This is a genomic window from Pedobacter sp. PACM 27299, from assembly GCF_001412655.1.
Classification (GTDB): domain Bacteria; phylum Bacteroidota; class Bacteroidia; order Sphingobacteriales; family Sphingobacteriaceae; genus Pedobacter.
Map to the genome: position 1 here is coordinate 772,125 of NZ_CP012996.1, position 26,006 is coordinate 798,130.

General features: G+C 41.3%; 24 protein-coding genes. 5 read left to right on the plus strand and 19 right to left on the minus strand.

All coding sequences use genetic code 11. The annotated features are described in order from the left end of the window. Positions 1-3: 3 nt before the first annotated feature. Both AQ505_RS03245 and AQ505_RS03250 read left to right on the plus strand, forming a co-directional pair. Positions 4-1,062, plus strand: coding sequence for an ABC transporter permease (locus tag AQ505_RS03245; protein ID WP_062546857.1), 1,059 nt, complete (start codon positions 4-6; stop codon positions 1,060-1,062). Between the two features lie 2 nt (positions 1,063-1,064). After that, the gene (locus AQ505_RS03250) at positions 1,065-1,571 is read left to right on the plus strand and encodes a shikimate kinase (RefSeq protein ID WP_062546858.1); all 507 of its coding nucleotides are present in this window, start codon (positions 1,065-1,067) and stop codon (positions 1,569-1,571) included. 7 nt (positions 1,572-1,578) lie between these two features. Here AQ505_RS03250 and AQ505_RS03255 read toward each other — a convergent pair whose 3' ends face one another. Beyond that, complete coding sequence (locus tag AQ505_RS03255) at positions 1,579-1,977, minus strand: acyl-CoA thioesterase (RefSeq protein ID WP_062546859.1); 399 nt, start codon at positions 1,975-1,977, stop codon at positions 1,579-1,581. 89 nt (positions 1,978-2,066) lie between these two features. After that, a complete protein-coding gene (locus tag AQ505_RS03260) occupies positions 2,067-2,516 on the minus strand; it encodes a DoxX family protein (protein ID WP_062546860.1) in 450 nt (149 codons plus the stop codon). Between the two features lie 813 nt (positions 2,517-3,329). On the opposite strand from AQ505_RS03260, the gene AQ505_RS03265 reads away from it, so the two are divergent. Further along, the gene (locus tag AQ505_RS03265; protein ID WP_062546861.1) at positions 3,330-3,989 is read left to right on the plus strand and encodes a TetR/AcrR family transcriptional regulator; all 660 of its coding nucleotides are present in this window, start codon (positions 3,330-3,332) and stop codon (positions 3,987-3,989) included. Here AQ505_RS03265 and AQ505_RS03270 read toward each other — a convergent pair. From AQ505_RS03270 to AQ505_RS03335, 14 genes are all read right to left on the minus strand, one after another. After that, entirely contained in the window at positions 3,982-4,782 is an 801-nt protein-coding gene (locus AQ505_RS03270; RefSeq protein ID WP_062546862.1) for a tRNA pseudouridine synthase A, read from the minus strand. The two genes, AQ505_RS03265 and AQ505_RS03270, sit on opposite strands and share 8 nt — an antisense overlap. 4 nt (positions 4,783-4,786) lie before the next feature. After that, complete coding sequence (locus AQ505_RS03275; RefSeq protein WP_082461397.1) at positions 4,787-6,751, minus strand: beta-N-acetylhexosaminidase; 1,965 nt, start codon at positions 6,749-6,751, stop codon at positions 4,787-4,789. A gap of 79 nt (positions 6,752-6,830) precedes the next feature. Continuing rightward, positions 6,831-8,246, minus strand: coding sequence for a D-alanyl-D-alanine carboxypeptidase/D-alanyl-D-alanine endopeptidase (gene dacB, locus AQ505_RS03280; RefSeq protein WP_062550869.1), 1,416 nt, complete (start codon positions 8,244-8,246; stop codon positions 6,831-6,833). A gap of 94 nt (positions 8,247-8,340) precedes the next feature. Continuing rightward, on the minus strand, positions 8,341-9,333 hold the full coding sequence (locus AQ505_RS03285) for an aspartate-semialdehyde dehydrogenase (RefSeq protein ID WP_062546863.1): 993 nt from the start codon (positions 9,331-9,333) through the stop codon (positions 8,341-8,343). A gap of 290 nt (positions 9,334-9,623) precedes the next feature. After that, positions 9,624-10,496, minus strand: a complete 873-nt coding sequence (locus AQ505_RS03290) for a sugar phosphate isomerase/epimerase family protein (protein WP_062546864.1) — start codon at positions 10,494-10,496, stop codon at positions 9,624-9,626. A 10-nt stretch (positions 10,497-10,506) separates the two neighbouring features. Then, positions 10,507-11,388 carry a hydroxypyruvate isomerase family protein gene (locus AQ505_RS03295; protein WP_062546865.1) on the minus strand — a complete coding sequence of 294 codons (882 nt, stop codon included), beginning with the start codon at positions 11,386-11,388 and terminating at the stop codon, positions 10,507-10,509. Continuing rightward, on the minus strand, positions 11,388-12,626 hold the full coding sequence (locus tag AQ505_RS03300; protein ID WP_062546866.1) for a nucleoside permease: 1,239 nt from the start codon (positions 12,624-12,626) through the stop codon (positions 11,388-11,390). Before AQ505_RS03300 ends, AQ505_RS03295 begins: the two co-directional genes overlap by 1 nt. Before the next feature lie 55 nt (positions 12,627-12,681). After that, entirely contained in the window at positions 12,682-13,377 is a 696-nt protein-coding gene (locus AQ505_RS03305; protein ID WP_062546867.1) for a 3-keto-disaccharide hydrolase, read from the minus strand. A gap of 36 nt (positions 13,378-13,413) precedes the next feature. Beyond that, positions 13,414-14,859 carry a Gfo/Idh/MocA family protein gene (locus tag AQ505_RS03310; protein ID WP_062546868.1) on the minus strand — a complete coding sequence of 482 codons (1,446 nt, stop codon included), beginning with the start codon at positions 14,857-14,859 and terminating at the stop codon, positions 13,414-13,416. A gap of 27 nt (positions 14,860-14,886) precedes the next feature. Beyond that, positions 14,887-15,276 carry a c-type cytochrome gene (locus tag AQ505_RS03315; protein ID WP_062546869.1) on the minus strand — a complete coding sequence of 130 codons (390 nt, stop codon included), beginning with the start codon at positions 15,274-15,276 and terminating at the stop codon, positions 14,887-14,889. Positions 15,277-15,295: 19 nt separating this feature from the next. After that, positions 15,296-16,348: a sugar phosphate isomerase/epimerase family protein gene (locus AQ505_RS03320; RefSeq protein ID WP_062546870.1), complete on the minus strand. Its 1,053-nt coding sequence runs from the start codon at positions 16,346-16,348 to the stop codon at positions 15,296-15,298. Positions 16,349-16,353: 5 nt separating this feature from the next. After that, entirely contained in the window at positions 16,354-17,514 is a 1,161-nt protein-coding gene (locus AQ505_RS03325) for a Gfo/Idh/MocA family protein (protein WP_062546871.1), read from the minus strand. Between the two features lie 101 nt (positions 17,515-17,615). Further along, positions 17,616-19,319, minus strand: coding sequence for a GMC oxidoreductase (locus tag AQ505_RS03330; protein WP_062546872.1), 1,704 nt, complete (start codon positions 19,317-19,319; stop codon positions 17,616-17,618). Between the two features lie 19 nt (positions 19,320-19,338). Continuing rightward, positions 19,339-19,998 carry a gluconate 2-dehydrogenase subunit 3 family protein gene (locus tag AQ505_RS03335; RefSeq protein ID WP_062546873.1) on the minus strand — a complete coding sequence of 220 codons (660 nt, stop codon included), beginning with the start codon at positions 19,996-19,998 and terminating at the stop codon, positions 19,339-19,341. A 405-nt stretch (positions 19,999-20,403) separates the two neighbouring features. Here AQ505_RS03335 and AQ505_RS03340 point away from each other — a divergent pair, with 405 nt between their 5' ends. After that, positions 20,404-21,354, plus strand: coding sequence for an NAD-dependent epimerase/dehydratase family protein (locus tag AQ505_RS03340; RefSeq protein ID WP_062546874.1), 951 nt, complete (start codon positions 20,404-20,406; stop codon positions 21,352-21,354). A gap of 28 nt (positions 21,355-21,382) precedes the next feature. Further along, a complete protein-coding gene (locus AQ505_RS03345) occupies positions 21,383-22,108 on the plus strand; it encodes a YebC/PmpR family DNA-binding transcriptional regulator (RefSeq protein ID WP_062546875.1) in 726 nt (241 codons plus the stop codon). 6 nt (positions 22,109-22,114) lie between these two features. On the opposite strand, the gene AQ505_RS03350 is transcribed toward AQ505_RS03345, so the two are convergent. The 3 genes from AQ505_RS03350 to AQ505_RS03360 all read right to left on the minus strand — a co-directional run bounded on the left by AQ505_RS03350 (position 22,115) and on the right by AQ505_RS03360 (position 25,968). Further along, positions 22,115-22,906: a prolyl oligopeptidase family serine peptidase gene (locus AQ505_RS03350; protein ID WP_062546876.1), complete on the minus strand. Its 792-nt coding sequence runs from the start codon at positions 22,904-22,906 to the stop codon at positions 22,115-22,117. An 80-nt stretch (positions 22,907-22,986) separates the two neighbouring features. Next, positions 22,987-25,284, minus strand: a complete 2,298-nt coding sequence (gene bglX, locus AQ505_RS03355; protein WP_062546877.1) for a beta-glucosidase BglX — start codon at positions 25,282-25,284, stop codon at positions 22,987-22,989. Between the two features lie 24 nt (positions 25,285-25,308). Further along, positions 25,309-25,968 (minus strand): GDSL-type esterase/lipase family protein, encoded by a 660-nt coding sequence (locus tag AQ505_RS03360; protein ID WP_062546878.1) that lies wholly within the window; start codon positions 25,966-25,968, stop codon positions 25,309-25,311. Positions 25,969-26,006 lie beyond the last annotated feature (38 nt).

A 26,006-nucleotide genomic window follows, 5' to 3' on the forward strand; every position in this document is an offset into this window, starting at 1 on the left:
CCGATGTTTGCTTATGCCCTCAAGAAGTCTTTCTATGGACTGGCGGTAATGCTGGGGGTGCTGAGCGTGGTCTTTTTATTGTTTAATGTATTACCGGGCGATCCAGCCAGAATGACGATGGGGCAACGCTCCGACGTGCAGTCGCTGGAGGCTGTCCGAAAAGAATTTGGCCTGGATAAATCCAGGCCAGTTCAGTTTTTTCTATACCTCAACGATCTTTCTCCTATTAGTATTCATGAAGACAATGCCGAGAACCACAGCAAATATCACTATGTGAAATTGCTGCACATTGGGAACGAAGTACTGGTTTTAAAGTGGCCTTACCTCCGTAGGTCTTACCAGACTAAACGTGAGGTTACCATGATCTTAAAAGAAACAGTTCCCAATACTTTTGTACTGGCCTTATCGGCAATGATTTTTGCCACTGTAATTGGGGTACTTCTAGGTGTCGTTTCTGCCGTACATAAGGATACCTGGATTGATAAAGCGGCAAATTCATTTGCCATTCTGGGGATTTCTGCTCCTTCTTTTTTTGCAGGAATTATCATCGCCTGGTTGTTTGGCTTCGTCTGGAGCGATTATACCGGCCTGAATATGTCGGGCAGTCTATATAGTTATGATCCTTTTAAAGGGGAAATAATGACCTGGAAAAACCTTTTGCTGCCCATGCTGACGCTAGGCTTGAGGCCATTGGCCATCATCGTACAGCTCACCAGAAGTGCGATGCTTGATGTGCTCGCTCAGGACTATATCAGAACTGCGAAGGCTAAAGGTTTGAGCAGGCATGCGATCATTTACAAACACGCCTTAAAAAATGCTTTAAATCCTGTCATTACTGCGATTTCCGGTTGGTTTGCAGGATTACTGGCAGGTTCTTTTTTTGTAGAATATATTTTTGGATACAATGGCTTAGGGAGGACCACCGTTACTGCGCTGGAAATGTCAGATTTTCCGGTAGTGATGGGCTCAATTCTTTTTATTGCCTTTATATTTGTGGTGATCAACATTCTGGTAGACTTATTATATGCCGCTGTTGACCCCAGAGTTAAACTTGCTGAATAAAAATGAAGATATTTCTGATAGGATTTATGGGTTGTGGTAAAAGTACGCTGGGTAGAAAACTGGCGACTAAGCTAGGGTATGATTTTATTGATCTGGACCATCAGATTGAAAAACTCGTAGGGATGTCTATTGGTGCTTATTTTGCGGCCAATGGGGAATCTGCCTTCAGGATCTTTGAAAGTAAAACACTAAAAGAGTTTAATTACCCAGACAACTGTGTAGTGGCCACAGGTGGGGGAGCACCTTGCTATTTTGACAATATGCAATGGATCAATGACAATGGGTTATCCGTTTATATAGAAATGCCCCCTGCGGCATTAGCGAAAAGATTGGAAAGTGGAAAAGATAAACGCCCTTTACTAAAAGACATGAATGAAGAAGAATTAATTGCTTTCATTGCCAGTAAACTGGAAGAACGTAATCCTTTCTACCAGCAAGCAAGTCAGGTTGTAAATGGCATCAGCCTTACGCCCGATGCTTTAAGAGTATTGGTGCTATCGGACGTTTAAAGACCTTCTAAAGGTCTTCTTTCTCAAATTGTTCTTCGATAAATTTGATGTGGGTTCTGCCATGCGGCGCAGGATTACCATCTTCATCTACATTCACAAATACCATTTTATCAATGGTCAGAATACTTTTCCTGGTGATCTTGTTTCTAACTTCGCAGCGCATCGTTAAAGAGGTATTTCCGAAATCGGTTGCAGTGATGCCCATTTCTATAATGTCGCCCTGTTTTGCTGAGCTGACAAAATTGATTTCTGAGATATATTTAGTGACTACCCTTGGATTGCTGAGCTGTACAATTGCATAAATCGCCGCTTCTTCATCGATCCAGCGGAGCAAGCTACCGCCAAACAAAGTCCCGTTAGGATTTAGATCTTCTGGTTTTACCCATTTTCTAGTGTGAAAATTCATAAGCCTTATTTTATTCAAAATTAATCATTTAAGGCTTAATGAATCTCAGGTCGGTGTAAAGAATCAGTCGGTGTAAATGAATGGTACTTTTACGACCTCGTCTTTTTCTTCATTTGGTAGTCTACGGAGTAAGGACCTGAACCTACCACCCAGAATAGGACCAGCAGCATCAGTACAATGATGGAAAGCCATAATTCTGAATTTAGGAATGAAAATCCTCTGGATAAGTTAACAAATAGTATTGCACATACCAGAATTGGAATCTGGATCACTACGGCAAACCTCGTCAGCAGACCAAGTACAATCAGTAAACCACCTACCAGATGGACAAATCCAATTACATGAACTGCTACGCTTGCCATCATCCCTGAAAAACTAAACACATTATTTTGCAGCAGTAAATCCTGTAAGGCCGCTGTGTTGCTCACAATCGCGATACCCTTACCAAAAATAAGTAAACCTAAAACAATCCGTACCGCATCCAGCCATTTGGCATGGTGCAGGTCTCCCCAGTGTTCAATCCTTTGAATAACAGTCATGATATACCTCCTTGTTTTTGAAAAATGCTACTTGAAGTTAAGGAGAATAATCAAGATTATCAAGGGTTATTTGTTGGTTAATTTGCTGCTGTTCAGTCGCTTATTTGTCCTGTGGATTTGAGATTTCAAGAGCTGAAAGACAAATGATAATTTCTGTTCAAAAACGATGTTTTTACACAAATTCTGTTTGACTAGTGCCTTTGTTTTAGTTAAGTGGTTGTTTTTCAGTGATTAATGAGCCTTAAAATAATTTCCCATGTCACCACTTCGATAGGTTTTGTAGTTTATATTTGCCATGTATGAATTAAAATATAATCCCCTATTATCTTGAGATTCTAATACATTGATCAACGTTCTCATTTTTTTGTTGATTACCCGCTTGCATTTAGGCGTTATTGCAAGAGGGATTTATAAAACGCATTAATAACATTCAATATGTCCCCCCTATATTGAATTATCCCTCTTCATGGCATTCGGTAGGAATGCCATGAAGTTTGTTTTTTCAGTATTTTCTTATTTTGTATCTATATATGATCTCTTAATAAATTTTTTAAAAATAAATATACCCTAATGAAAATCAGCCAATTGATGCTTCAGACTGTGTTTTTGCGGAATTTTACTTCTTATTTTAACTAATAAAATAATTAATTATTGTTATTTTTCCAGAAAATTCAAAGTGATTTTAAATAAATTCCTTTTTATTGCATGGTTTTTGTATTTGAACCTAAAATTTATTTATTATATTAAAATTTTCTTCCAAACCATTCGTTAGCACTATTGTCCAGTTGTCCTTTATAAGAATCCAGTATTGATATGGTTAAAAAAGAACCCACAGAAGCCATTAAAAGCCGTTTATTAACGGAACGTAAGCTGATAGATGCAGTTGGTGCGATTATTAAGGCTAAAGGCTACCGTGCATTGGGCGTGAACGAAATCGCCAGGGAGGCCAAGGTCAGTAAGAAACTGATTTATCGGTATTTTGAAAACGTAGACCGCCTGATTGAAACCTATGTAATTGAAAAAGATTACTGGTTGTCGCATAAAAAACACATTTCCAGCGACATTGAGGGTATCAATAAAAAAAGCGCCTTAATTGATACCATTTCCTCTCTTCTTGAAAAGCAGTTTGAGTATTTCTGGAATGAGGAAGAAATGCAGAAGATCATTTTGTGGGAAATCTCAGAAAGAACCATCTTGCTGGACAGCGTGTGTAAAGTAAGGGCAGAACAGGGAGATGTATTGCTGGAGATGTCGGATCCTTATTTCAAGAACTCTCCGGTGAGTTTGAGGGGGGTATCAGCGCTGCTGGTTTCTGGAATTTATTATATGGTACTTCATGCGAAGAAAAATGACAGCACCATCTGTGGATTGGATATTAATTCAGAAGCGGGAAGAGCGGAAGTGAAGAAATCCATTAAACATATTATTGAATGGGCATTTCAGGCAGGTAAAATTAAAAATAAGACTATTTAAAAGTATCGAACTGCGGCTGCAGGATGGCCGAGAAAGTCGTTCTTGGTGGCAGATTAAGATAAGGGTAAGTCACCTTCGATAAATACAGCCCTTGCGGATGTGCAGGGGTAATCAGTCTAGGTGTTTCTTTACTGATCAGATGATGCTCAAATTCATCCACACTCAATTCCCCTTTACCGATTTTTAACAATTGGCCCATGATGATCCGAATCATCTTGCCTAGAAAGCGATTAGAGGAGATTTGGAAGCGTAAACGATCTCCACTGCTGTCTACGGTCAATTCTGCCGATTTCACATAACAGAGCGTATGCTCGTACTTATCCGGACTAGTGCAAAAAGCACGGTAATCCTGGTATTGAGGCAGCAATGCTGCGGCCTGTTTCATTTGATCAAAGTTTAGATCAGGTAAAAGGTAGTAGGCACTATGTCCGTTAAGAAAAGGGCTTTTATAAGTATGCATAAAATAATCATAGCTGCGCTGTACGGCATCAAAACGGGCATGAGGTAAGCCTTCCATTGGAATGATGTCAAAAACGGCAATACTGGCTGGCAACAACTTATTTAATCGAAACATCAGGTCGAAATCCCATGGCTGTTCTATATCCATGTGAAAAAAGAACTGACTGGCATGAACATGAGCATCGGTACGGCCACAGCCATTGATAAATATTGGGGTTTTCAGGATCTGTGTCAGTGCATTTTCGATCACGCCCTGTACATTCATCACTCCGGGTTGTTTCTGCCATCCATTAAAATGAAGGCCATGGTAGCCTATGTGTACGAAATACCTCAATGTCTTATCTTCTTGCTCTTTTATTTAACTCTTCTATTGGCATATTCATCATCCTTCCAATTGGCTGTTTGCCTCTGTAAGTAATCACTCTCAACATCGTTGCATCTTTTGGCGGTGTTAGTTTTTCCGTATACTTCGGATAAAAGCGATCCGGGAAGGAGTTGTCGAAACTGTAATAAATATCCAGTCCTGTGATTTCCGTGCTCAATTCAATGATCAGCTGTTTATCGGCAGACCTGCTGACTTTAAAAATAGGGTCATATACACTAGGCGCGTATTTCGTTTCCGCAACATCCAGGCGCTGAAAGTGCTGTTCTACTCTTCCAAAAAAGTTCTCCCAGTTTTTCTTTTCTTTAGGCGACCATACGGATTCCGCAATGGCCATCCCTCTTGGCCAGGTCATGTATTCGGCCTGACGGATATTGGTAACCTGCTCTGTCCATAGGTTGGCTTGTCCGCCTTTAATGTATTTCGGATCCACACCTGCAGGAATGGGATCAAATTCGTAGGCTTTACTCAAACGTAGGGAAGCATATACTCTTGGTTCTGTAATCTGGTCGGCCTGCATATAATCCAGGTAAGCATAAGTACTGGGACTCATCACCACTTCATGTTTTTTCATTGCAGCATCGGCTCCATTTTTTACACCTCTCCAGCTCATCACTGCAGCACTTGGAGAAAGATCCCCATCCATGATCTCATCCCATCCCATGAACTTTTTACCTTTGGATTCTACAATTGCCTGTACTCGCTTTTCAAAATAGCCCTGTACCTGATGCATATTCTTTAATCCTTCTTTCTGCATCAATGCTTTAATGGCATCGCTCTTTTGCCAGAAGTTAAAAGGGGCTTCATCCCCACCCATGTGGATATATTCGAATGGGAACAATGCGGCTACCTGGGTAATCACACTATCTAAAAAGCTGTATACTTTTTCATTCGCCGGGCAAAGGGTGTTGTCTACCAAGGCGGTTGGCGGTGCTCCTCTTGACCAGTCCATGATTCTTTCGCCAGAGCGAACACGGTAATTTTCTGCACCTGAAGTACAGGAAAGCTCTGGGTAAGAAGCTATGGCGGCTAAACTATGACCCGGGACGTCAATCTCCGGCATGATGTTCACAAACCGATCCTGTGCGTATTGAATGAGTTCTTTTAAATCCTCCTGGGTATAAAAACCACCATAAGTACGGGGCTCATCTGGTGTAGGTGGGATGAAATTTCCGAATTCTCCAGTTTTCTTCACGCTCCATGCGCCTACTTCGGTCAGTTTTGGAAAACCTTTGATTTCTATTCTCCAGCCTTCATCATCGGTGAGGTGTAAATGAAGTATGTTATACTTATAGCGAACCATTGTGTTGATGTATTGTTTTACTTCTTCTTTTGTGAAGAAATGGCGGGCTACATCCAGCATTAGGCCTCTCCAGCCTACACGCGGGTAATCGGTAATGTCTACGCAGGGTGCAGACCAGGTTTGTGCAGCTACTGGTTCTTTACTTTCTATTTCTTTAGGGAAGAGCTGTATCAGGCTCTGTGCGCCATAGTATAAGCCGGCTGCTTTATTGGCCCTGATCAGAATTTGACTGGTTTTAACGGTCAGCTGATAACCTTCGTTTCCTAACTGTGGATTTTGTTTATCATTTAAGATTAACCTGATTTGCGCATGATCTCCAGCATGGCCGCTCAGTACAGAGACATATCTGCCGGTAGGAACAGACAATCTTTCCTGTAGGAAAGCAGTTACTTGTTTCAATTCCGGGATTGCCGGGGCATGGATGGTTACATTTTCAGGTAAGATGAAATGACCAGCTTGTTTAATCACAGAAACAGGTTCTGGAATGATGGCAATTTCGGTAGGAAGCAGGTTTGATATTGCCGGCTCCGTCATCGTTGTGGTAGCTGGTAGAGGCCCCTGGCTATAACCAGCTGCGCTGATCATACCACTCAATACCAACAGAAATAATCTCTTCATAGCAAAGGTTAACCGTATTTCTTATGTTTAAAAACTGTCGCAATTTATCAATAAAAAGGCAGATAATGTGGCGATCCTTTTATTTTAAAGCATCCAGTACCTTGAATAGCTTCTTGTTAATGCCTGATCCGTTATAATTATTGATGTTGATTACGATGACGTATTTGTTGCCTGTTTTGTCTGTATAATATCCGGCATAGGCAGAAACATCGGCAATGCTGCCACTTTTTAACTTCATGCCGTTGTTGTCCGGGATTGATTTATAGAAGTCTGGAAACCAGGTTTCTTTTTGTGATTGAAAAAGGATTTCGGCCATGGCCAATGGGGTGACTCTGGTGGCCGGCGATAGTCCGCTGCCATCTACAATGTTCAAAGCACGTCTGTCCATCCCTTTTTGCGCCCAGAAGTTGATTTCTGTTTGTGCTCCATTGGCGGTGGTTGGTAGTTTGCCGGATTTCCAGGCCAATGTTTTTAGCAGGTGTTCTCCGTATAAATTGACACTTTTTTTATTGAACCAATACACCATTTCCGATAAGGTAGGAGAGGAGATCGTGATTAGTTTCTGTTGAACAGCGGGTACAGTTTGCTGATCTACAGCGAGCAGTCTAGCAGTAGTTGGGGGTAATAGTGTGGCAATACCTATTCTTTTCAGGGTATCCTGTAAACGAAATGCAGCGTCATAAGCAGGGTTAGGTACGGCAGTAGAGACACCTGGTTTGGAAATTCCCAAGGCCCAGGTTCCGCGAAGGTAGGCCAGGTTGCCATCAGGAGGCAGGTAGGAATACGCATGGTCACCGCTGCCCTCAGCACCAGCTTTCAACTCATTTATGATTTTAAGGTAAGGCATTTCCGGAACTACCTTTAAAATAGATACCGGTTGATCTTTAGAGTTGCTGGCTTTCAGGTGGATGTCGAACTGGTTTTCGCGCCAGCTGAGTGCGGATGGACCGGCACCGTAATAATTGCCGATATCTTGCCAGATCCAGCCATCAGGTGTGCTTTGCGTTCCCCAGATGCTGTCGTCACCAATGATTTTACCTTCAATTTTTTTAATTCCTGCGCGCTGTATGGCTGTTACCCATTGCTGCAGGATGTAATTTTCTTTAGTGTTTTCGTAGCGCCAGGAGCCTAAGGTAGGATCTCCGCCACCAACGATGATGAGGTCTCCTTGTAAAGTGCCATCTGGAGTAATCTGGCCGCTGTAAGCAAGGGTAGTTTGGTATTGGAAATCTTTGCCGAGCATGCTGAATGCCGTTGCAGAAGTAATGGTTTTCAAAGTGGAAGCTGTGGCCAGGCCCAATTCTTCATTTTTGCCTAGCAATAGCTTTCCGGTATTTGCGTCCAGAACGCAAAGGCCAATGATCGCATGTTTTGCCTGACCATCATCTTTTAATATCTGATAGGCTTGTTCCAGTTTTTCCATTGGAGTTTGGGCCTGGGCAAGCTGCTGTAAAAGGATCAGGGATAAAAAGACAATGTTTCTGACAATATTCATAATTGGAGGCAATGTAGCTATTAACGAAAAATTGAGGTACAGATTGCCTTTTACAGCGTTCCATACCTCAATCATTTATTTTATGGATGGAGAATTAAACCAGTTCGTTTTTAACCAGGTATTCTGCAATCTGTACCGCATTGGTTGCTGCACCTTTACGAAGGTTATCTGCAACGATCCAAAGGTTCACCGTGTTTGGCATAGATTCATCACGTCTGATTCTTCCCACAAATACTTCATCTTTTTCATGAGCATCCTTTGGCATTGGGTATTTCAGGTTGGCAATATCATCTACCACAACGATTCCTGGAGTTTTAGCCAATAATTCTCTCAATTCGATGACGTCAAATTCGTTATCAAACTGGATATTTACTGATTCAGAGTGGCCACCCATTACTGGAATACGAACTGTAGTCGCTGTTAAACGGATACTGTCGTCGCCCATAATTTTATTGGTTTCCTTGATCATTTTCATCTCCTCTTTTGTGTATCCGTTTTCTTCGAAAACATCAATCTGAGGGATCACGTTTAAATCGATAGGGTAAGCATAAGCCATTGGCCCATCCATGATGCCTTTACGTTCATTCATCATTTGCTCTACTGCTTTAACGCCAGTTCCTGTTACAGACTGGTAAGTTGAAACTACCACACGTTTGATCTTATATTTATCATGTAATGGTTTTAAAGCCACTACCATTTGAATAGTTGAGCAATTTGGATTGGCAATAATCTTATCATCAATAGATAATTCATGAGCATTCACTTCTGGTACCACTAATTTCTTAGATGGGTCCATGCGCCATGCCGATGAGTTGTCAATTACTGTGGTTCCTGCTTCAGCGAAACGTGGAGCATGTTCTAATGAGGTGCTGCCACCTGCAGAGAATAAAGCAATATCAGGTTTCATTGAAATTGCAGTATCCATGTTTACAATCGCATACTTCTTACCCTTAAAAGTGATTTCTTTACCAACACTTTTTTCGGATGCAACCGGAATTAACTCGGTCAACGGGAAGTTACGCTCTTCTAACACTTTTAACATTACGGTACCTACCAGACCGGTGGCGCCTACAACTGCAATTTTCATTTCTTTAATTGGTTTTTTATAGTTCTTATTAATTTATAGTATTCAGTTTTTTGTAATAAGTTCTTTTTATCATTGGCTGATTTCGGCCATATTTTTCAAATATGGTGAAATTTTTGTGCTTTTTGATGCTAAAGTACTCAAAACTTGCATTTTAATGCGCTTTAAAGATCATTAGAGAGGTATTCCCTCTGCTCACTGATCTTTAGGATTTAGTCAAAGATTTGTGGTCATAAAAAAGGGAAGTAGTTTTCGTAAACCACTTCCCTTGATATTTTAAGATTTTATTTTTCTTAAACCAATTCGCGACTTACGTAATCAAAGCTTTGCTTAATGCTAACAAATGGATCCTTGGAGAAATTCTCTTGTTCCACGATGGCATACTTCAATCCTGCCTGTTTGGCATGTTTAAAGAAAGATTTAAAATCAATTGCACCGGTACCAACCTCTGTATTGATGCCATGGTTCGCTTTGTCCATGTCCTTCACATGCCACATTGGGAAACGTCCTGGATATTTATTGAAGAAAGCAACCGGGTCATTACCAGATCTTACTACCCAGTATAAGTCCATTTCAAATTTTACAAGATTTTTGTCAGTTTCAGTCAGCATTATCTCATATCCTGTTTTGCCATCATATTTCTTGAATTCAAAATCATGGTTATGGTAAGCCAGTTTTAATCCTGCTTTCTTACAGATTACGGCAGCCTGGTTTAGGCGTTCCGCAACTTTTTTGTAATCATCAAGGCTTGATCTTAAGTTTTCACCCATCCATGGAATGGTTAGGAAATCCATCTTCAGTGCGTTTGCGCCTTCGATAGCAATTTTCAGTTCGTCCTGGTTTCCGTCTTTTAAGAAAGAATCCAAACCAAAGTGTCCGCTAGGTGCGATCAGTCCATTGTTATCCAACAGGCTTTTGAAGGCTTTAGGTGCCATACCGAAATAACCGTCTTTTGCAGAGTAACCGTAAGTTTCTACTTGCTTATAGCCTGCCTTAGCCACTTGCTCAATCACACCTTTAGGGTCTTTACCGATCACTTCTCTCAAAGTGTACAGTTGAAGTCCGACAGGTTTTACTTTAGCAAAGGCATGTGCAAATGAAGGAAACAACAGGGCTCCTGCTGCAGCCATACCTGCGTTTTTTATAAATGTTCTTCTAGAGTTCATAAGTTTTGATTTATACGTCACAAATATTTACGGCGTCTCTTAGAGATTTGATTTTATCTTTATACTTAGGAATGAATTCCTGCGCCAGATAACCTTTAAATCCCGTTGCTAATATAGCTTTTATAATTGCAGGATAAAACAACTCTTGAGTATCGTCTATTTCATTTCTTCCGGGAACACCCGCAGTATGATAATGAGAGATGTATGGATGGTATTTTTTGATGTTGCTGATGACGTTACCCTCATCGATCTGCATGTGGTAAATGTCGTACAGCAATTTGAAGTTTTCTGAGCCCAGTCTTTTGGCCAGTTCAGCTCCCCATTTGGTGGTGTCGCACTGATAATCAGTATGGTCAACTTTGCTGTTCAGCAATTCCATTACTAAAACTACATGGTGTTTTTCGGCAATACCGATCACTTGTTTCAGGCCTTCTACACAATTGTTGAGGCCGGTTTCGTCATCTTTTCCGCGTCGGTTTCCACTGAAACAGATCAGTTGTTTATAACCTGCTGCGGCAACTTTCGGAATCATTTCCGAGTAATTTTTAATTAATGTTGCATGAAATTTAGGATCATTCCATCCATCCACAAGGTTAATTTCTGCGCCATTACACATGGAAGAGTCCAAACCATGCTTCTTTAAAGTAGGCCAGCCGGCAGGACCAACCAGGTCGATCGCCTTAATTCCTATCTTTTTGGCTTCGATACACAGGGCATCTAATTCCATATCACCGAAACACCATTGACATACTGAATGGTTTACATTTCCTTTTAATGCGGTAGACTGATAAGGCTCCATAGCAAAACTTGGCAATGCTGCCGAAACGCCTAAAGCGGCGGTTCCGGCAACTATGTTTTTCAATGCAGATCTCCTGCTTAATTCTTCGGCCATTATAGATTTACCTGAGTTTCTACTTTTTTCTTATCAGTGAAGAAAACAGCAAACAATAAGAATACCACTAATGCGATTCCTGAAGGAATGATCCATACCATTTTCCAATCGAATGAGCCATCGGCGAGTTTATAGGTATCTGTAATGTATCCAGCTACTTCAAAACCGATTAGCATTCCTACACCATAAGTTGCTAAAGTAATCAGTCCCTGTGCAGAACTTTTGTATTTATCACCTGCAATAGAGTTGGTGTAAATCTGTCCTGATACAAAGAAGAAGTCATAGCAAATTCCATGAAGGGCAATACCAATGATCAGCATAAAGCCTAAATCACCAGCATTTCCGTACGCAAAAAGGGCGTAACGTAAGCACCATGCCAGCATACCTACCAGAATCGTTTTCTTAAAACCGAATTTCGTAAAGAATACCGGAAGCAATAACAGGAACAATACTTCAGAAATTTGTCCGATCGTCATTTTTCCTGTTGGATCCTGCACGCCTACATTAGATAGGAAAGGGTGTGCATTCTGATAATAGAAAGCCAGAGGGATACAAATCAAAATTGAAGAGACAAAGAAAATCGCGAAGTTTTTATCTTTTAATAATTTTAACGCATCTAAACCAAGGATGTCTGAGATTTTTACTTTCTCACCAGCAACAGCTTTTGGCGGTGTTTTTGGCAAGGCAAAGCTAAACAGCCCCATCACTAAGGAAGCAATACCTGCCATTAAGAAAGTATTTTTAAGCAAACCTGCTTTTGCACCTTCTGCAGTATCCCAGTGGAAGTAGAAACTGATCAATAAACCAGCAACAATCCATCCGATCGTTCCAAATACCCTAATAGTAGAGAATTCTTTTTCAGGATCTTTCATCTGATTGAAGGAAACTGAGTTGACTAAGGCCAGGGTAGGCATAAACAGAATCATGTAAGCCAGTACATAAGGGTAAAATACGCTGATGTCTGTGGCATTATACATTTGATACATGAGTACGGCACCGATTAAGTGCAGCACACCAAGGATCTTTTCTGCGTTAAAATAACGGTCAGCAATCAGTCCAATGATGAAAGGAGCAATGATTGCGCCCCAGCTTTGGGTAGAGAATACTGATGCCGACTGGCCACCTGTTGCATTGAGGTTGTTCCCCAGGAAGGTACCTAGTGTCACAAACCATGCGCCCCAGATGAAAAACTCCAGGAACATCATGAATGACAGTTTGATGCGGTTGTTAAGGTTCATTGTTTATTTCTTTTTTTATTTGGTGTAATATTTTAGCGTTTCCTACGCCTATCGGTTAAAGCTCTTTAATCAGGATGTTGCGGAACCATACCTCATCACCATGATCTTGCAAAGCAATTTTTCCGGTCTTGAATGTAGCAAAACCTTCCCAATTTGCAAACTTACTGCCGGCAACCAGCGCTTTAAACTGGTCGTCCCAAAGGGTAGTTTGTACTACTTTTACCCCATTTAATTTTAGCTCCAATTTACCATTTTTGCTGATGATCTCTGCAGTATTCCATTCTCCGACAGGTTTAACTGGCTCTGAGTTGCTCTTAATCAGGTCATAAAGATCTCCTGAACGATGTTTGGTGATTTTTCCATCCGGGTGACCTTCATTGTCTAATACCTGCATTTCCAAGCCTGTGCTATAGGTAGCTCCATACTTTGGCTTGTCTTCATGAACATAAAAAATAATTCCACTATTCGCTTTTGGTGCTACTTTCCAGTCGATTTTCAAGTGGAAGTTGCTATATTCTTTATCGGTCACTAAATCGCCACCACCTTTATTTCCAGCTTTAGGGTTAAAATGAAGCGTACCATCTGTCACTTCCCATTTTTCACCTGCGGTATCCTGGCCGTAAGTATGCCATCCTTTGGTTGTTTTACCATCAAAAAGTTTGGTAAATCCTTTGCTTTTGGATTGCGCATGACTATTGCTTGCAGCGAATACTGCGGTAAGCAGTATCGCTGAGAAGATATATGGTTTCATAATTTTTCTTTTTAGATTAAAAAAAGGAGGGTTAGTTTACCATCCTTTACGGTAGTCGCGTTTCACGAACTGGTTCACGGCATCAAAATTGGTCACTTTCATGTTGTTATTGTCCCAAAGTAATTTGATATCTCTTCCAGGGAAGGTTGCTCTTCCTTTATCATTTTTCACTTGAACATCCGTTCCTCTGATGGCTAGATTTGCCATCAATAAAGCTTCTGTCAGCGGGCCGGCAATATCGAAAGGAGAACTCAGCTCTTTCTTACCATACCCAGCGATACAACCTTCTACCCACTGGGCATAATGGCCATCTGCACCACCAGGAACACGCGCGAATTTCGCAGGAACTTTGATGTCTTTATTTTTACTCAATGGCAATAAACGAGGGTCTGCACTATAAGTACTGGCCATCATTTTTCCTTTGGTACCGATAAATAGTGTACCATTTCCACCATCACCAAAAACTTCATTTGCTTCCAGTTCTTCTGGTCTTTCCGGCTGAATACCGCCGTCCATCCAGTGAACTACAACGTCACCTTTAGTTTTATTGGTTTTAGGGAACTTCAAAGTCACGTGACTTGAAGGAGGACAGCTATCAGGGAAATATCCACGTTTAAATTCATCCACATAGACAGAGCCTACACTAGCTTGAACTTCTGTTGCATATTTCAGGTTCAGTACGCTGAATGGAGCTTCCAATAGGTGACAACCCATATCGCCCAATGCACCTGTTCCGTAATCCCACCAGCCTCTCCAGTTAAATGGAACCAGTTTATTTACGTAATCCTTGTAAGGAGCGGTACCTAACCATAAATCCCAATCCAGGTCTGCAGGCACTTCTGCTTTATTTGCCGACCATGGAATACCCTGGGGCCATACCGGACGATCTGTCCAGGCATAAACCGTATGAACATCACCAATTAAACCTGCATCATACCATTCTTTCATTTGTCTTGGGCCATCATTTGAAGCACCCTGGTTTCCCATTTGTGTCACCACTTTGTACTTCTGTGCTGCTGCAGTTAATGCACGGGCTTCGTAAATGTCGTGAGCCAGTGGCTTTTGAACATACACGTGTTTTCCCAGTTGCATGGCGCCTAAAGCAATGATGGCATGACTATGATCGGGGGTTGAAACAGACACTGCATCGAAGTTTTTATGCTCTTTATCGAACAATTCACGGTAATCCCTATAGTATTTTGCTTTCGGGAATGCCTTTACACTGGCTGCAGCCCTTGAATCGTGTACATCGCAAAGAAAACCGATATCGGCTTTTCCGCTTTTGTAAAAGTTCGCGATATCTGATTGTCCTTTACCTCCTGCACCGATTCCGGCGATAATCAGGCGGTCACTAGGCGCTATAAATCCTGGTCCGCCTAAAACATGACGGGGAACAATCATAAATGCTGAAGCAGCAATTGCAGTGGTTTTTAGGAAACTTCGTCGTGACGAAGTCTCCTGGTTTTTTTTGGTTTCTTCCATGGTTTATATTTGGTTCTGTGGTTCAGGTTATTTTTTCAGGGATAGAATGTAACGTACCATTTCTTTGGCATCGTCTTTCGAAAGGTTAGCATGTGGTGTCATTGGAACTTCACCCCAAACACCTTTACCACCTTCAATAATTTTGGTCGCCAGTTTTTCAACTGAGGCATCGTCATTTGCATATTTAGCCGCAATCTCTTCGTAAGTTGGGCCGATTACTTTGGTTACTTTATTGTGGCAGCCGATACAGTCAGAAGTGGCAATTAATCTTTCTCCTGGGTGTTTTTCTGTGGATGAACTCGTTGCTGCAGGTGTACTCTCAGTGGTTGCTGTGGTACTGGTAGAACTTGATTCCGGACTTCCGCAGGAAGCTAGAACCGAAATAAAGCAGGCAAGGATAAATAGTGTGTTTTTCATCTTAATGTGTGTTAATATATTATAGTCCTAAAATTTTATTGTTGAAGTCGTCATTTCCACCGGAAGCAGCGAAGTCATCGAATGCCCTGTCTGTTACCGGAATGATCAGCTTGCTGATCAGCTCTGCACCTTCTTTGGCACCAACTTGTGCGTCCTTAATTACGCATTCCCATTCCATTACCGCCCAGCCGCTATAATCGTACTGCGCCAATTTACTGAAAATGGTTTTGAAATCTACTTGTCCATCACCTGGAGAACGGTACCTTCCGGCACGGTTTGCCCAGCTTTGGTAACCACCAAAAGTTCCTTGTTTTCCAGTTGGGTTAAACTCAGAATCTTTTACATGGAAAGCCTTGATGCGCTCATGATAGAAATCGATGTATTGAATATAATCCAGTTGTTGTAATACAAAATGAGAAGGATCATACAGCAGACAGGCACGTGGGTGATTGTTTACTTTTTCCAGGAACATTTCGTAAGTGATGCCGTCAAAAAGATCTTCACCAGGATGAATCTCATAGCATACGTCCACTCCACAGTTGTCGAACTCATTCAGGATAGGTGTCCATCTTTTAGCCAGTTCGGTAAAAGCAGCGTCTACCAATCCTTCCGGGCGTTGCGGCCAAGGGTGGAACATGTGCCATAAGAGCGATCCACTAAACGTAGCATGCGCATTTAAGCCCAGGTTTTGTGAAGCTTTCGCCGCATATTTCAACTGCTGAACGGCCCATTTGGTTCTTTCAGCAGGGTTATTCTTTAAATGATCTGGAGCAAAGGCATCAAAAGCAAGGTCGTAGGCTGGGTTTACAGCTACCAGCTGCCCTTGCAGGTGCGTAGATAGTTCTGTAATCTCTAATCCGTAAGACGCTACTTTTCCTTTTAATTCATCTGCATAAGTCTTGCTTTCTGCGGCTTTTTGCAAATCAATGAATCTTGGATCAAGCGTTGGCATTTGAATACCTTTAAATCCTAATCCCGCTGCCCATTCACAAATGGCATCCAAAGAATTGAATGGCGCTTCATCACCGATAAACTGAGCCAGAAATACTCCGGGGCCTTTAATTGTTGTCATGATGTTTATATGTTAAAATCAAACCACTTTTGATCAGATGCAGAAGAAGCAACTACATTTTCAATAAATGCCATCCCTCTTACACCATCTTCCACTCTAGGGAAATCCAGCATTGCCTCAGTAGGTTCCTGCCCCTGACTGATTGCGCCGATGGTTAAGGCAAAGTTTCTGTAAATATTAGCAAAAGCTTCCAGATATCCTTCCGGGTGACCACCAGGAACACGGGTATTGTGTTTAGCAGCGTCAGAAAGGTAGGCTTGTCCGGCGCGGTAAATTTGTGCCGGTTCGTTTAACCATTTTACGATTAAGGTATTTGGTTCCATCTGGTGCCATTCCAGGCCTCCTTTTTCACCGTATATTTTAATTTTTAATGCATTTTCTTCACCTGCAGCAATCTGTGAAGCGATTAAAACACCATTCGCACCATTGTCGAATTTTAACAATACGTTTCCATCATCGTCTAATCCACGTCCTGGTACTACAATGTTTAAATCTGCGCAAAGTTTGCTGATTTTTAAGCCGGAGATGTACTCTGCCAATTGTGCGGCATGTGTACCGATATCGCCCATACAACCGCTTTTGCCACTTTTAGCAGGGTCGGTGCGCCATGCAGCGCCAGCATTGCCTTCACGTTCTGTTAAGGTGCTCAACCATCCCTGAGGATATTCTACCATGATTTTTCTTATGGCACCCAGTTTACCTTCTTTGACCATCGCTTTGGCTTGTTTCACCATCGGGTAACCAGAATAAGTATGGGTAAGGCACAAGATCAATCCTGTTTCTTTAACTTTTTCCTGTAATTGCTTTGCTTCTTCAAGTGACAAGGCAATTGGTTTTTCAATCACCACGTTAAAACCATGATCTAATGCCATCATTGCAGGTGCAAAGTGGGCAAAATTAGGCGTTACAATGGTCACGAAATCAATGCGTTTATCAGCAGGCAGCTGACTCTCTTTTTCAATCATTTCCTGATAATTCGCATAAATGCGGTCATCATCCAGGAAAAGCTCCTGTCCGGATTGTTTACCAACTTCAGGGTTGACGCTCAAGGCGCCACAGCAAAATTCAACCTGACCATCCATGTTTGCCGCAATGCGGTGAACGGCTCCGATGAAGGCATCTTTGCCACCACCGATCATCCCCATTCTCATCTTTCTGTTGTTCATCAGAATATTTTGTTTTTGTTGTTTTTAAAGTATCTAAACCGACTTAGCAGGGTTTAAACATAAAACCTGCATACCGGCTTTTACCAGTATGCAGGTTAATATTAAAGGTTTCCTTTTTTAAGTTCACTAACGGCAAAATCACAAGCCCTTGCGGTCAATGCCATATACGTTAATGAAGGATTCTGACAAGCAGCAGAAGGCATACAAGAACCGTCAGTTACGAATACGTTTTTCACTTCGTGCATTTGGTTCCATTTGTTCAATACTGATGTTTTAGGATCTAATCCCATACGTGCAGTACCCATTTCATGGATCGCCATACCTGGAGTAGAACCATTATCATAAGTGTTTACATCTTTGATTCCTGCGGCTTCCAGCATTTCAGCAGCATCGTTCATCATGTCTACGCGCATTTTCTGCTCGTTTTCTTTGAATTCACAATCAATTGCCAAAACAGGTTGTCCCCATTTGTCTTTTTTACTTTTGTCGATATATACACGGTTTTCATGGTAAGGAAGAGACTCTCCGAAACCACCTAAGCCCATATTCCAGCTACCTGGAACTGTTTGCTGATCTTTGAACTCGCCGCCAAATGCCATTTCTGCCACATCAGCATGCCAGTTTCCACGACTTGCGCCACCTTGGTAGCCGAAGCCCCTTACGTAGTCACGTTTGTCGCTGCCCACATTTCTATATCTAGGTACGTAAATACCATTGGCTCTTCTACCATAAGTGTATTTGTCATCAAAACCTTCTGCTCTTCCTGAAGCACCGCAACGGAAATGGTGATCCATTAAGTTGTGTCCTAGTTCACCACTCGCATTACCTAATCCATTTGGATGTTCTGCTGAAGTTGAATTTAACAACAGGAAGGTAGAACCTAAAGTCGAACCGTTTACGAATACAATTTTTGCATAGTATTCGATGTGCTCATTAGTTTCAGAATCAATGATGACTACACCTTTCGCTTTTTGCGTTTCTTTATCATAGATGATCGTATTCACTAATGAATAAGGACGAAGGGTCAAGTTACCAGTAGCTACCGCAGCAGGAAGGGTAGACGACTGTGTGCTAAAATAAGCACCAAACGGACATCCTCTGCTACAAAGGTCGCGGTATTGACATTTACCTCTACCACCATGTTCTACGGTTAAGTTAGCCGTACGGCCGATGGTCAGGATTCTCGACTTATTGTATTTACTTTCAATTCTTTTCTTTACATCTTTCTCCACACAGTTCATATCCATTGGAGGAAGGAACTGCCCGTCTGGGAAATGAGGATAGTTTTCTGCCTGGCCGCTGATTCCTGCAAATTTCTCTACATAATCATACCAAGGCGAGATGTCTTTATAGCGGATTGGCCAATCTACACCATGACCATCTTTTGCATTTTCTTCAAAATTCAGGTCACTTAAGCGGTAACTTTGACGGCCCCACATCAGCGATTTACCACCTACATGGAAGCCCCTGTACCAATCAAAACGTTTTACTTCAGTATACGGGCATTCCAGGTCATTTACCCAAAAGCTCTCATTGAATTCCTGATAAGGATAATCTCTTTTCTGTACCGGATGGGTTTCTTTCTGTGCTTCGGTTAATCTGCCGCGGTGTTCAAACTCCCATGGCTTTTTCATAGCCGTAGTATAGTCTTTGATGTGCTCCACGTTCCTGCCTCTTTCAAGCAATAGAACTTTCAAACCTTTTTCGGTTAATTCTTTTGCAGCCCAGCCGCCACTGATTCCTGATCCTACAACGATGGCATCATAAGTATTTTGCGCCGTTGCTTTAGTATTTAAATTGCTCATGTTTAATTTTTAAAAAGGTTTATGCCCAAACTTTTTGACCTGGTTTTAAATCCACACAACCGTCATAACGGCCAGGGATCTGTACATAGGCTTTCGCCTGTGTCGCACCAATTTCCGAAGTGAAATAACCCAGTAAGGTTAAATCTCTAGCGATCGCGAAGAATTGAGGTTTTGTTTTAGGTTTATCCTTTGGCGTCATTGCATTGCCTGGAGCCTCCTTTTCAGATTTTTTCTGAGTAATGTTTTCTTGTTGTTTCTCTAATTCGTCTTTTTCCGTTTTGCTTGCTGCAATGGTGGCTTCTCTTACTTTACCCAATAGCTCATTGCGCTGTGGTACAGAGATTTCCAGGAATGACTTTTTGTAGGTGTCCTGACATTGTTTTTCAAGATCTTCCAGACCTTTCACGAATGCTTGCTGTGCGTCTTCCGGGTAGCATTCCTTTACCATCATTACGATGAAAGGACCCACACCAGCTGCTTTTGCTCCTGGTGTACTTGTGGTAGGGATGATGATATCAGCAACTTCCGTGATGACCTTTTCCTGATCGGCAGAAAATAAGTTGGCGGCTGTTTTATTAGATGGTGAAGTGCAACTATCTAAAAATACTCCGATAGTAGTTGCAGACAATGCGCCTCCCATTAAAAAGGCAACACTTTTCACTGCTTCTCTTCTATTCATACTAGGCTGTTTAGGTGTTTTTATATGGTTAAAGTGTGTTTTGTTTTGTAATAATAAGCAAAAAATAATGGTTAGTGTGCGAAATACACAATAAATCTAATATATCATGTTTTTGTTACTTAACCAAGTTTTTACTGAGTAGGAGCAGGAAATGAACAGAAATTGTGGATAATTTTAACCTGATTTTCAGGCTTTGCCGTATTCCTAAAACGTTATTTCTATGAAATTAGTCTACCCTATTTTTTTGAGCAAAATTCTATTCGTTTATCTCTAGGGTTTAGTTGTCTTTTACCCATAAATGGGGGGCTAAAAGAAGGACAAAAATCACAAAAACAGATAAATCATAAACATTTTATAGAGGTTTGTTTCGTTTTTTTAACTTTGTCCAAATCCATACAAAAATTCATGATTGAGAAAATATTAGTATTAGGTTCTAACGGTCAGATCGGCACTGAATTAGTAACCGCCTTACGTAAGACTTACGGTGAAAGTAATGTAGTTGCTTGTGATATCCGCAGACCAGATTATGACATCAAAAATTCAGGACCATTTGAGTTCGTAAACGTACTTGAGAAAGACATTCTGAACAGCATTTTTCAAAAGTACAAACCTACTCAGGTTTACTTATTAGCGGCATTACTATCCGCTACAGGCGAGCAGAATCCTAAATTAGCATGGGACCTGAACATGAATGGCTTGTTGAATATTTTAGACCTTGCCATCGTTTATAAAACAGCAAAAGTTTACTGGCCAAGTTCTATCGCTGTATTCGGACCAAATTCTCCAAAAGACATGACGCCGCAATACTGTGTAATGGACCCAAATACGGTTTATGGAATCAGTAAATTGGCAGGAGAACGCTGGTGCGAATATTATCACCAGAAATTTGGATTGGATGTACGCAGTATCCGTTACCCGGGATTGATCAGCTGGAAAGCTGCGCCAGGTGGTGGAACTACAGACTATGCGATCCATATTTTCCATGATGCGTTAACCAAAGGCAGCTATGCTTCTTTCTTAAATGCAGAAACTGAATTGCCAATGATGTATATGGATGATGCCATCCGTGGTACGATTGAATTGATGGATGCCGAAGCGAGTAAAATCTCTATCCGTTCCAGCTATAACTTCGGTGGTGTTCACTTTACTCCGGAAGTACTCGCTTCAGAAATCAGAAAACATATTCCAGATTTTAAATTATCTTACACAGATAATGATCCACGTCAGGACATTGCCAACAGTTGGCCACGCTCTATCGATGATCGCTTTGCTCAGAAAGACTGGGGATGGAAGCCGGAATTTGATTTGTCGAAGATGACAGTGGATATGTTAAAGAACTTACAGAATAATCATTAATAAGGGAATTCCTTAAATAAAATATACAATGGGTAGAGCATTTGAGTTCAGAAAAGAAAGGAAATTTAAACGTTGGGCTAAGATGGCCGTACAATTTACCAGGATAGGTAAAGAGATTGTAATGGCGGTTAAAGATAACGGCCCTTCGCCGGAGACCAACTCCCGTTTGCGTACAGCGATTCAGAATGCAAAGGCAGTAAACATGCCTAAACATACGGTGGAAGCGGCAATTAAAAGAGCATCCAACAAAGACGAAAACGGTTACGAAGAGTTTGTTTATGAAGGATACGCACAGCATGGTGTGGCCATCCTGATTGAAACCGCAACTGATAATACGAATAGAACAGTAGCTAACATTCGTAGTTATTTCAATAAAACTGGTGGTACATTAGGTAAAACAGGCTCTCTGGACTTTATCTTCAACCGAAAGTCGATCTTTCGTTTCTTACCCGGCGAAAAAGACCTGGAAGAATTGGAGTTTGAATTGATTGACGCAGGTTTGGAAGAATTATATCTGGAAGCCGACGAAGAAGGAAATGAGATTGCAGTAGTACAAACTGCTTTTGAAGATTTTGGAAAAATGCAGAAAGCATTAGAAGAGATTGGCGTAGAAATGAAAAGTGCGAAATTAGAGCGCATCTCTTTATCTACGATTCCAGTAACAGAAGAGCAGGCAGCAGATGTATTCAAACTGATTGACAAACTGGAAGAGGACGATGACGTTCAAGCCGTTTATCACAATATGGCAGAATAATTGCCGCTACTTTTTCTTTTGATTAGAAAATAGCCATGGCAATAGTTTGGGATCTGCAAAGGCAGCGTCCCAACTGTTGTGATGGGCATCCGGATACAAAGTCAGCTTAGGCTCTTTTCCCAATACTTTGAGCTGATCCGAAATCATGGTAGAAAAAACTACAGGAACTACCTCATCTTTCTCTCCATGGAAGATCCATAAAGGCACATTTTTATATTTTTGAACATTGGCTACATTATCGCCACCACAAATAGCAATCGCTGCAGCGAAAAGTTTAGGCTTGCGTCTTAACAGTTCATAAGTTCCCATTCCACCCATTGAAAGTCCACCTACATAGACCTGGTCATGGTTGACGTAGGGTTTGTCCATAAAGTTGTCAATCATACCCAGTAAAGCTTTCATCGATTTTGTAGGCTTTCCTCTCTTTTGAAAATTGAAGGTTCTATTCCCGTTTGCATCTTTATCGAAGGTCACATTTGCCCAGAAACTATCTTCCGTACATTGAGGGAAAACGATGATGGCGGGGAATTGTTGCCGGATTTCTGGCTTCAGGAATAGTTTTCCACCATGTGTCAATTGTTTCTCATTGTCATTGCCACGCTCTCCGCTTCCATGTAAAAAGAATAGGATAGGGTATTTTTTATCCGCGCTAAAATTTTCCGGAAATAAGATACGGTAAGCAATACTGTCTTTGCCTTTGATAAAGCTTCCTCTATCATATTTTTTGAAGTCCTGCGCTGTTGAACTCAGGCTAAAAACGAGGAGTAGGATGGAGAGTGTTGACTGGATGCGGCTCATGATTCAAACTTAAACATTTTAAGAATCATTTAAAAATAAAGAACCCCTGTTGGTGATTTGCCAGCAGGGGTCTAACTATTTTATTTTGTCAGTTGAAATGGTATTTCCAGGTTATCTCTGGAATTGGTTCCTATAAATAATTTGAAATCGCCAGGTTCTGCGGCAAACTTCAGTTCTTCATTAAAGAACTTCAGTTCTTCCTCAGAGATTTTAAAACTTACTTCTTTGCTTTCTCCAGTTTTCAGGTCGACCTTTTCAAATCCTTTCAATTCTTTAACAGGGCGGGTAATACTGCCTACTAGATCGCGGATGTACATTTGCACCGTTTCTTTTCCTGCATAATCACCAGTGTTTTTTACGGTAACTGTAGCTGTAATACTCTCTCCAGGTTTAAAGCTGTTTTTGCTCAACCTTAGGTTGGAATAATTGAAGGTAGTATAGCTTAATCCGTAACCAAAAGGATATAGGGGTTCGTTGCTGACATCCAGGTAATTAGACCTGAATTTGCTGAACCATTTGCCTTCTTCCAGTGGTCTGCCGGTATTTTTGTGACTGTAATACAATGGAATCTGTCCTACGTTTTGTGGGAAAGTAGCTGTTAGTTTTCCTGATGGATTTACTTTTCCAAATAATACATCAGAGATTGCATTTGCGGCTTCGGTACCACCAAACCAAACATTTAAGATGGCAGGAACATTTTCATCTTCCCACTTCAGCGTCAATGGCCGGCCGGTAAATAAGACCAATACCACAGGTTTTCCGGTTTTTAGCAATGCTTTTAATAGGCGCTGCTGATTCTCTGGAATGTCCAGGTTGGTACGGCTTGAGCTTTCGCCTGTCATTTCTGAACTTTCGCCCAATGCAGCGATTACTACATCTGCATTTTTAGCGGTAGCGACTGCCTCAGCAATCATTTCTTCTTCAGAGCGCGAGTCTCTTGGCAGATCTCTGCCGAACATAGTGGCTCTTTTCTGATATTCAGGATCAGTTAATAGGTTAGATCCTTCACTGTGTAGAATTTTAAGGCCAGGTGCTGCATTGGCTTTTAATCCTTGCAGCAGGGAAATGGTATTGGCCAAATCACTGTTAACGCTCCAGGTTCCGGGCATATTTGTTCCTGTATTTGCCAATGGACCGATTAAAGCAACCGTTCCTGTTTTCTTCAATGGCAGCAATTGACCTTGATTTTTTAGCAGGACAAAACTTTGTGCCGCTGTTTCTCTGGCAACTTTCAAATGTTCTGGTTTAAGAATTTCCTTTTTTGCACGTGCTTCATTGCAATAGCGGAAAGGATCTTCAAATAGACCTAATTTGTATTTTGCTTCTAATACAAGTCGACAGGAATTGGTCACTTGCGCTTCCGTTACTTTTCCTTCTGCTACTGATTTTTTTAGCGTGCTTAGAAATCCTTCACCTACCATATCCATATCTACACCGGCATTTAAAGCAAGTGCAGAAACAGTTTGCAGGTCTCCCAATCCATGGTCAATTAACTCATTTACAGCCGTATAATCAGTTACTACAAGGCCATTAAACCCCCATTGTTTACGTAATAAATCAGTCATCAGCCACTTATTAGCCGTGGCTGGAACACCGTTAATGTCATTGAAAGAAGTCATGATACTGCCCGCACCTGCATCTAGGGCAGCTTTATACGGAGGAAGGTATTCATTATACATTCTGTTCAAACTCATATCTGTGGTATTGTAATCTCTGCCAGATTCGGCAGCGCCATATAGGGCAAAATGTTTTACACAGGCCATCATGGTATTGTATTTAGAAAGATCGTCGCCCTGATATCCTCTAACCATTGCTTTGCCGATTTCGGAACCCAGGTAAGTATCTTCTCCTGATCCTTCAGAAATACGACCCCATCTTGGGTCTCTTGAAATGTCCACCATAGGTGAGAATGTCCAGTTTAATCCGTCAGCGGTAGCCTCAACAGCTGCAATTCTTGCTGTTTTTTCGATCAATGCTAAATCCCATGTGGAAGATAACGCGAGTGGAATTGGGAAAGTAGTTTTATAACCATGGATCACATCCTGGCCGAAAATAATGGGAATTTTTAAGCGGGTTTGCGTTACTGCAATTTCCTGTGCCTTACGGATTCTGGCTGGCGTAGTTAAGCTAAACATACCGCCTACCTGACCTTTTTTAATTTTGCTTTCTACATCTGTGCTGACCACAGAACCTGTAGTGGCTTCACCGCCGGTTAACAGGTTTAACTGGCCAATCTTCTCTTCCAAAGTCATTTTGGACAGCAGGTCTTTTATGAATATATTCATCTGCTGATCGGTATTCGCTTTTTTCTGCTGCGCGGAACTGCTGCTAAAGCTAAAAATCGCGGCCAGCAAAAATAAGTACTTCGCTTTTCTCATTATTGTGTGATTATAGGTGTTTATTTATGGTTTAACCAGGAATGGTTTAATTTCTTTGATCCAAATGGCATAACCATTCGAGTTCATGTGCAGCATATCTTCCAGAAAAAGTTCCGGGCGCAAGGCTTTTTTATTTAACATTTTACTGTTCACATCCAGGAATTTTGTGTTTGGATAATGCTGCAGATATTCTTGAATCAGCAGATTGGTATGCGCATTTGTAGCAGCATACTTAGTTCTGGAAGGACTGTCTTTAATGGAAATGTATAAAACAGGGACTGCCGGATATTTCAGTCTGATGTTATTGAAAAAAGTGGCAAACCGGTTTAGCGTTTCAAGCGCACTTTGGCCGTCTGTAGCGATGTCGTTTTCGCCGCTGTAAATTACCACCTGACGCGGTTGGTATGGATAAACCAGATCTGCGATATAGTAATTGGCTTGAGCAAGCGTAGAGCCCCCAAAACCTCTGTTGATTGCAGCGTAATCTTTGAATACTGTTTCCAGATCTTTCCAATGTTCAAAAGAGGAACTGCCAACAAATAAAATACCGTTTTTAGGCGGCATGGAGATGCTGTCTTTATGCTTAAATTCTTGTATTTCTTTCCAGAATGCTGGTTTTTGCTGCGCTTTAACGAATACTGTACTAAGGACGAATACCAGAAGGAAGTAGTAAAATCTTTTCATTTTTTTGTTTATTTAAATCTGTTTTTTGCGAGTATAAA